At 56.8% G+C, this 4551-nt stretch carries 4 protein-coding genes; 1 reads left to right on the forward strand and 3 read right to left on the reverse strand.

The annotated features are described in order from the left end of the window. A partial coding sequence (locus tag HDE72_RS27630) for a hypothetical protein (protein WP_221291433.1) occupies positions 1-205 on the forward strand: 205 nt, incomplete at its 5' end. A 96-nt stretch (positions 206-301) separates the two neighbouring features. On the opposite strand, the gene HDE72_RS27500 is transcribed toward HDE72_RS27630, so the two are convergent. From HDE72_RS27500 to HDE72_RS27510, 3 genes are read right to left on the reverse strand one after another with little or no spacing between them, the layout of a single operon-like run. Next, complete coding sequence (locus HDE72_RS27500) at positions 302-1381, reverse strand: tartrate dehydrogenase (protein WP_183748765.1); 1080 nt, start codon at positions 1379-1381, stop codon at positions 302-304. A gap of 28 nt (positions 1382-1409) precedes the next feature. Beyond that, positions 1410-2885, reverse strand: a complete 1476-nt coding sequence (locus tag HDE72_RS27505) for a DUF3482 domain-containing protein (protein WP_183748767.1) — start codon at positions 2883-2885, stop codon at positions 1410-1412. Beyond that, on the reverse strand, positions 2882-4360 hold the full coding sequence (locus HDE72_RS27510; RefSeq protein ID WP_183748769.1) for a DUF2868 domain-containing protein: 1479 nt from the start codon (positions 4358-4360) through the stop codon (positions 2882-2884). Before HDE72_RS27510 ends, HDE72_RS27505 begins: the two co-directional genes overlap by 4 nt. Positions 4361-4551 lie beyond the last annotated feature (191 nt).

A 4551-nucleotide genomic window follows, 5' to 3' on the forward strand; every position in this document is an offset into this window, starting at 1 on the left:
CGATCCGAAGATCGCTGCTGCACTGACATCAAATGCCCACACTTATCGACTGTTAATTGTTAAAGAACTGTATTCGGTACTGCTTATTTGCTACTCTCGCGCTATCGACAAAGCGTTGTGTTTGTCAGCTGCGAAGAAGGAAGAGTATGAAGCGTTTCGCACATTTCGTCAACCTTCTTTTTTACTACATCGCCGTTTCCGGTGATCCCTTTAGTGCCGCAAACTAGTGCGTCTCATTGGGGAGGCGAACTATAGCAAAACCGCCCGAAGGCGGCAAGGATTATTACGCGTATTCGAGAATTTACTTTAACAATGCCGCGATCGCCATGCCAACCTCGGTCGTGCTGGCAGTGCCGCCCATATCCGGCGTACGCGGACCATGTTCCAGGACCTGCTCGATGGCACGCAAGATGGCGTCATGTGCAGCAGTGTAATTGGCATCGCCATTGCCCAGGAAGTCCAGCATCATGGCGCCCGACCAGATCATGCCAATCGGGTTGGCAATATTCTGGCCATAGATATCCGGCGCGGAACCATGCACCGGCTCGAAGACGGAAGGAAAGGTGCGCTCTGGATTGATGTTGGCTGACGGTGCGATGGCAATCGTGCCCGTGCAAGCTGGCCCCAGGTCGGACAGGATATCGCCAAATAGGTTCGATGCGACCACTACATCGAAACGCTCGGGGCTCAGCACGAAGCGGGCCGCCAGAATGTCGATATGGTATTTGTCCCAGCGCACCTCGGGATAGCTTGGCGCCATCGCTTCCACCCGCTCATCCCAATAAGGCATGCTCAAGGCGATGCCGTTCGACTTGGTGGCCGAGGTCAGGTGTTTTTTGGGCCGGCTTTGCGCCAGCTCAAACGCATACTTCAGGATGCGATCGACACCCTTGCGCGTAAACACCGATTCCTGCAGGACGATTTCGCGCTCGGTCCCTTCGAACATGCGGCCGCCCACGGACGAGTACTCGCCCTCCGTGTTTTCACGCACCACATAAAAGTCGATATCGCCGGGCTTCTTATTTGCCAGCGGACAAGGAACGCCCGGCATCAAGCGCACCGGCCGCAAATTGACGTACTCATCAAATTCGCGGCGGAACTTCAGCAGCGAACCCCACAGCGAGATATGGTCAGGCACCTTATCTGGCCAGCCGACGGCACCAAAGTAAATGGCATCGAAATCCTTGAGCTGCTCGAACCAGTCGTCGGGCATCATTTGCCCATGTTCCAGGTAGTAATCACAATTCGCCCACTCCATGGCGGTGAACTGCAATGTGATGTTGTGGCGTTGCGCGCAAGCCTGCAACACGCGCAAGCCTTCCGGCATCACTTCATTACCGATGCCGTCGCCGGCGATGACTGCAATTTTATGGTGGGCCATACACTACTCCTGACGATGCGGTGAATTGCTAGTGTGCCCCATCCGGGTATAGACGCGCCAGTGTGTCACTAGCAATATTTGCAATCACAGGCTGCGTCAGCTCCACTGCTTGCGCGGCAGTCTTTTCGCGGCGCAAGTCTTTCCACAATTCAGCCAGGGCGTCATCATGCCGCGCCACTTCCTGCTCGACGATTTCCTGCCAGAATGCCGGCGCTTCGCCTTCGATGAAGTTACCGCGGCCACGGCCAAAGTGCGCCACCGCCAGATAACGCAAGACGCCGGCTACCACCAGGGTACGCAAGAAGGCGTCTGTAAATTGCATGGTCGGCTCGTTACGCTCCGTGCCCGAGTTAAAACCCCATGCGGCGCCGGCAAAAGTCAACGCTCCCACCACACCGCCGAGCAAAGCACCCGTGCCCAAGGTCAGGCCGCCGGAAATCAGATCGGCCGACAAGCCCGTCGCCGCACCGGAAATCATAGCTCCCAGCAAGCCCGCCTGTGCCTTGTCGATCGGCGCGCGCACAGAAAAATTCTCACGCACGCGGGTATTGATCTTGTGCGCATCCGTCGGGTCGAGCTTGTGCAATATCAGTAATTCGCGCGTGGTCTCGCCACTACGTGTGTTGAGTCTGGCAATCAGCGCCCCCATCGCAGCCTCTTGCCGTTGCTGTTCCTCGTTCTTGCCGATACCCACCACTTTCAAGGCCGACTTGAACAAACCCTTCGATGCAGGTTCGATGGCTGCGCTGTCTTGCGTCGCCACCACCAGTTGCTGCGCCAGCACATGCATTGCCTGCTGGAAACGCTGCGTATTTTGCGCTTGCCATGTGGCAAACAGGCGTGCATATCCAACTTGCTGCGATTGTGGCAATAACTTGCCGACCGCTTCGTAAAACACGCGTTCATGCACCCAGCAGCGGGCAAAGGCATCGAGCGCCAGAACGTCGCGCACAACAGGATATTGCGCCAGGTGCGTGCGCCAGCGCTCCTGCTCTGCATGTTCCGCATTACCAGGTCGCGGCGGTCCCATCTGGTTCAGCAAGACCACCACCGGCTTGCCCAGCCATTCCAGGATTTTCATTTCCGCCGGCAAGTAGCCGGCATCTTTCGGATTTTCCGATGAGTTGACCAGGTACAGCACCACATCAGCGGCATCCTTTGCCGTACGCAGCGCTTGCTGACTCAGCCAGAATGGTCGGTCACGATAGCGGTCCAGCACTTCACGCAAGAACCAGCCGATGGGATTACCCGATTGTCCCAGGCGTTTCAGCAGGCGCACCGAATCACCAAAGCCGGGCGTGTCCCATAGTTGCAAGGAATCACCCTGCGGCGTGGTCAGCAAGGTATGCGATTCCGCAAACACCGTCACGTGGGCAGCATCACGCACTTCGCCCACATCCACCCCAACCAGGGTACGCGCCAAAGTCGTCTTGCCATTATTCGTATGCGAAATCAGCGCAAACTGAATGTGCGCTGCGTCGTCCTGGACATCTTTACTGATCATGTTGCTACCGATAATTTCAAGCCGACACCAGCGTCGAGAGGATGAAGGGAAGGATCCAGCAGATTAACCAGGGTCGCCGTGGTTTTGTGAAATTGACAGAATTGCTGCCACAGGGCGATACGTTCGGCCAGTCGGGCGCTCTGATCAGCTTGCTCACCGGCGCGCTCCAGGTAAGACGATTCATCGAGCAAGACGGCAATACCGCGTGTCGACGATTGCACAAGGTAGTCGAGGAAAGCGCCGTGATTTTCTTTTTCAGGCGTGGCCGTCAGGTTGAACAGGACGGCCGTGATATTGACTTGCGCATCGTTCAAGTCCGTGCCGCGCAAGACATCTTGCGCTTCCTCGCCATACGAGGTCGATGGGCGCAGCATCACGCGGCCCTGCTCGCCAAACAGCATGGTGGCAATCTGCCCCAGGCCTTTATGGCGCTGCTCGTCGACGGTAAAACTGTAAGGCAGCACGCGCAACATGCCTTGCGTTGCCACACCGATGCTGTCATTGAGCTTGCGGAAATAGGGTTGATCCAGATCCAGCGGGAAATGCTGCGTCAGGCGCGACGCGCGCCAGTTGCTGATCAAGGCCAATACAACACGTGGCAAAACCACCAGCAGGAAAATGGTGGACGCATATAAATGCACCCAGCGCGCACCGCCCTCGGCCGCCGTGGTTTGCGGGAAACGCAGCGCTTCGATTTCAGCCAGGGAAAAACCTTGCAGATGAAACAGGGAAATGGCCGGCGCGAACAGGAAAGATAACAGGCCGTGCACCTGGCTGGCGCCGAGAAAGGTGCTTTCCCAGCCGGCTTCATATTGCGACAGGAAACCGCGCGCATACAGCGAAATGACGGCGCCGATGGCAAACAGGGCCGCGCTCAAATGGATGGTACGGCTCAAGCGGGCAGAAGTGAGCTTGGCGCTCAGATGTGCCCACTCGCCCATGAAACTGAGCAAGCCGCTGGACAAGGCGTGCGGCAATTTGCGCGGCAAGGACAATTTTCCGACACTCAGATAGCGCACCATGGATGACCTCGGCCAGCCGAGCGGATGCGAGGGGATAAACAGCCAGATGAACAAACCGAGGTAGACCAGCAGATTCCAGGCGATGATCAGCAAGAGCGGCGCCGACAGCAAATCGACGCGGTGCGGATCCGTAATACGGTCGAGACCGGCGCCCAGCAGCAATGCAAGAATAGGCAAAGTGCGGGCCAGAGTCTTCAAGCCGTTGCGCCGCCTGGCAAATACGCCAAAGGCCGGCGTGCGCTCAGTAATACGCTTGATAATCTGTTCGGAGCGCTGCTGCAGGAAATCATCACTGGTCGCCTCGGCCTGCTTGCCCGACGCTTGCCACTGCGCCAGTTCGCGGGCGCTGCGGCTCGCATACATGCGGTCATCCTCGCTGAGGACTTCCCTTTTCTCGTCGGCTGTCTCGATGGCACGGACCAGCACTACATCTCTCGCAATTTGCTCGTTCATATTGCTCCTGTTTTTGTATGAAACGACAACTGGACAGGCAGATTGTGACGTACTTTTCCATTTCAGGCCAACGCAGCGCGGCAAGAGGTAGCAAAAACCACCAGACGAAAAAAAACCCGCCAATTTCTTGACGGGTTTTTCTCTACTACGAATAACAAGCCTGACAATAACCTACTTTCACACTGGTTGCA

The organism is Janthinobacterium saanense (assembly GCF_014200675.1).
Taxonomy (GTDB): domain Bacteria; phylum Pseudomonadota; class Gammaproteobacteria; order Burkholderiales; family Burkholderiaceae_D; genus Janthinobacterium.